Here is a 3420-nt window from a genome sequence, read left to right on the forward strand (position 1 = left end):
CACGGTACGCATCCCCGGCGCCGAGCCGGTGCCGGCGCTGGTCCCGCTGCTCGACGCCGGGCACGTGCACCTCGCCGGGAGCGACCGGGAGGGCGTCGCCGCGGTGGTGCCCGCGCTGCTGCTGCGCTCGGTCGGCCGGGCCGACCCCGGCGCCGTCCGGCTCTTCGGGTACGACCCGGAGCACCTGGGCGGCGGGCTGGCCGGGTTCGCCCCGCTCGGCACCGCCGGGCTGCTCACCTTCGTCGGCCCGGGTGGCCTGGGCCGGCTGCTGGACGACCTGGTGGAGCAGATCCGCCGGATCAACGAGACCGTGCTGGCCGGCGAGTACGCGTCGCTGCGCGAGCTGGCCACCGCGACCGGCCGGCGCCCGGAGCCGTGGCGGGTGGCGGTGCTGCTCGGCGGCGACGAGCTGTCCCGGCACGAGCGCGGACAGCTGGACCGGGTGGTGCGTACCGGGGCAGCCTGCGGGGTGCACCTCGTGGTTCGCGGCATCGACCTGCCGGACGGCCCGACCGTCACCCGCGTGGTGGTGGACCCGGACGACGCCCGGATCGGCGGCCTGCCGGTGGTGCTCGACGCCCCGCCGCCGGCCGGGCTGGTCACCGAGACCTGCCGGGAGGTGGCCTCCCGGGTCAACGCCGGCCCGCCGCCGGCGCCCTTCACCGACCTGCTCCCCCCGCCCGGCGAGTACTGGCGGGAGGACTCGGCGCACGGGCTCAGCGCGCCGATCGGCGAGGGCCCGCACGGGCGGCCGGTGCTGCTCACCCTCGGCGACTACCCGCCGCACGCGCTGATCGGCGGCCCGTCCGGCACCGGCAAGACCAACCTGATCTTCGCCTGGATCGGCGCGCTCGCCGCGCGCTACTCCCCCGCCGAGCTGGAGTTCTATCTCCTCGACTTCAAGGAGGGGGTGTCCTTCGCCCGGTTCGCCCAGGGCCGGCGGGACCCGAGCTGGCTGCCGCACATGCGGCTGGTCGGGATCAACGTGAACACCGACCGGGAGTTCGGGCTGGCGCTGCTGCGGTTCCTCGCCGAGGAGCTGCGCCGCCGGGCCGACGCCGCGAAGAAGCACGAGGTCACCAAGCTGGCCGAGCTGCGCGCGGTGGACCCGACCGGGCACTGGCCGCGGATCGTGGCGGTGGTCGACGAGTTCCAGGCGCTGCTCGCCGGCCGGGACGTGGTCGCCCGGGAGGCCGCCGACCTGCTGGAGGACCTGGCCCGGCGGGGCCGGTCGCAGGGCATCCACCTGGTGCTCGCCTCGCAGGACGTGCGCGGCATCGAGGCGCTGTGGGGGCGGCCCGCCCTGGTCGCCCAGTTCACCCTGCGCATCGCGCTGCCCAAGGCGCTGCGGATCCTGGCCGAGCGCAACGACGCGGCGCAGTCGCTTCCCCGGCACCACGCCGTGGTCAACGCCGAGTCCGGCCTGGCCGAGGGGAACGAGGTGGCCCGCATCCCGTCGGCCAGCGACTGGGAGACGTGGAGCGAACTCCAGCACCGGCTGTGGCGGATGCGCCCGCAGGACGCCGCCCCGGCCCGGCTCTTCGACGGCGACGCGATCCCGAGGCTGGCCGAGGCGCCCGACTTCCGCGCGCTGGCCGCCCCCGAGCAGGGGATGCCGCGCAGCCCCGTGGCGCTGCTCGGCGAGATCATCGACGTGCAGGCCCGCTCGGCGGCGCTGCGGCTGCCCCGCGCCCCCGGGCGGAACCTGGCCGTGCTCGGCACCCGGGTCGACGAGGCGTGCGCGGTGCTCGACGCCGCCGCCCGCTCCCTGGCCCGGCAGTACCGGCCCGGCACCGCCCGGTTCTCCATCGCCTGCCTCGACCCGGACGCCGACCCGGTCGCCCGCGCCCTCTACGAGGATCTGGCCGACGACGCCGCCTGGTACGACGAGGAGACGGTGCCCGAGCTGATGGCCGAGGTGGGCGACGCGCTCGGCGCCCCGGGCACCCCGCAGACGCCGCACTTCCTGCTGCTCTACGCGGTCGACGCGGCGGCCGGGCAGCTCGCCGGGAAGGCCGGCCGGCGGACCGGGCTGGAGCAGCTGCGCCGGATCCTGCACGACGGGCCGGAGCGGCGTACCCACGTGCTGGCCTGGTGGCGCGGGGTGGCCCGGATGCGGGTCGACCTGGGTGGGCCGGCGGCGCGCACCGACCAGATCGGCGCCTGGGTGGCGCTCGACGTGCAAGGCGCCGAGCTGGGCTCCTCGCTCTATCCGGGCACCGGCGGGCCGGACTGGTACCCCCGCCCGTGGCGGGGCCTCTACTTCGACCGGGCGGTGCACCGCACGGGACAGGTGATCATCCCTTATGGTCCGTCCCGATGAACGCACCGGTCTCCAGTGAGACGTACGCCGCCCAGATCCGCCGCCTCGCCGAGCTGACCGCCCGGGTGGCCGCCCAGCGCGACGAGGCGCACAGCTGGTACGCCCAGCAGGTCGCCGCCGCCGACCGGGCGGTGGCCGACGCCACCGAGCAGGTACGGCAGGCCGAGGCGGAGGTGACCGAGGCGCAGCGGATGGTGGAGCGGGTGGACGCTGAGGCCGCCCACCTGTGGGGGCAGCTCCGGGCGCGGATCGGCGCCGGCGGCCGGCGGTTGGGCGACCCGCCCGGGCCGGCCCGCGACGCCACCGGCGACCCGGTGCCGCTGCTGCGCGCGGTACGGGAGCTGCTGGAGCGGACCCGCCAGCCGGGCGAACTGCCCAGCTCGGCGAACCCGCTGCTGGTCGGCTGCGGGATCGGGGGCGCGCTGGTGGCCTACGCGCTGGGCGAGGGGGCACGGGCGCTGGGCACCGGCTCGGGCGGGGACCTGGCCGTCGGCATGCCGGTGCTGGCGCTGGTGGTGACGCTGCTCGGCCCGCTGGTCGGGTTGGCGCCGGCCCGCCTGCTCGCCGACCGCCGCCACGCCCTGCTGACCCCCCGCCCGATCCTCCTGGTGGCCGCCGCCGGCCTGGCAACGACCGCCCTCCTCCTGACCGTGACCTTCACCCGCTGACCGTCCACCACCCCGCCCCGGCCGCCCGGCCCGGTGATCATGAAGTTGTTGCGGCGACACGCCGTCGTGGCGGGCAACCTTCATGATCGACCCGCTTGGGCGCGAGGGTGGGCGGGTCAGGCGGGGGTGAGGACGGCTTCCTTGAGGAGACGGCGGGCCAGGACCAGGCGGTCGGCGTCGTCGTCCAGGCCCGGTAGGTCGCCGACCCGGGTGACCTCGCCGGCGAGCAGCGCGCGCAGTGCCGGCTCGCAGGTGCCGGGCAGGGTGACGGTGCGGTCGAACAGGCGCAGCGCCACCTTCCCGTCGCCGGCCGGGGCGAGCTGCCAGCGCAGCCCGGCCCGGGGTGCGACCCGGCTGTCCGCGTCGAGGGTGGCCAGGGCGGCGGCCTGGGCGAGGGGCCGGATCGGCGCCGGGCGGGCGGCCGGCCAG

Annotated in this window: 2 protein-coding genes and 1 pseudogene; 2 read left to right on the forward strand and 1 reads right to left on the reverse strand. The window is 77.2% G+C overall.

Features of this window, described 5'->3' with window-relative positions; translation table 11 throughout:
* A partial coding sequence (locus B0E53_RS34485) for an FtsK/SpoIIIE domain-containing protein (RefSeq protein ID WP_246835747.1) occupies window positions 1–2323 on the forward strand: 2323 nt, incomplete at its 5' end.
* Entirely contained in the window at window positions 2320–2991 is a 672-nt protein-coding gene (locus tag B0E53_RS34490; protein ID WP_107079723.1) for a hypothetical protein, read from the forward strand. The genes B0E53_RS34485 and B0E53_RS34490, both read left to right, overlap by 4 nt.
* Window positions 2992–3107: 116 nt before the next feature.
* On the opposite strand, the pseudogene B0E53_RS34495 reads toward B0E53_RS34490, so the two are convergent.
* Window positions 3108–3420 (reverse strand): annotated as a pseudogene (locus B0E53_RS34495) (cupin); the annotation flags it as partial.

Source organism: Micromonospora sp. MH33 (genome assembly GCF_003013775.1).
GTDB lineage: Bacteria > Actinomycetota > Actinomycetes > Mycobacteriales > Micromonosporaceae > Micromonospora > Micromonospora fulviviridis.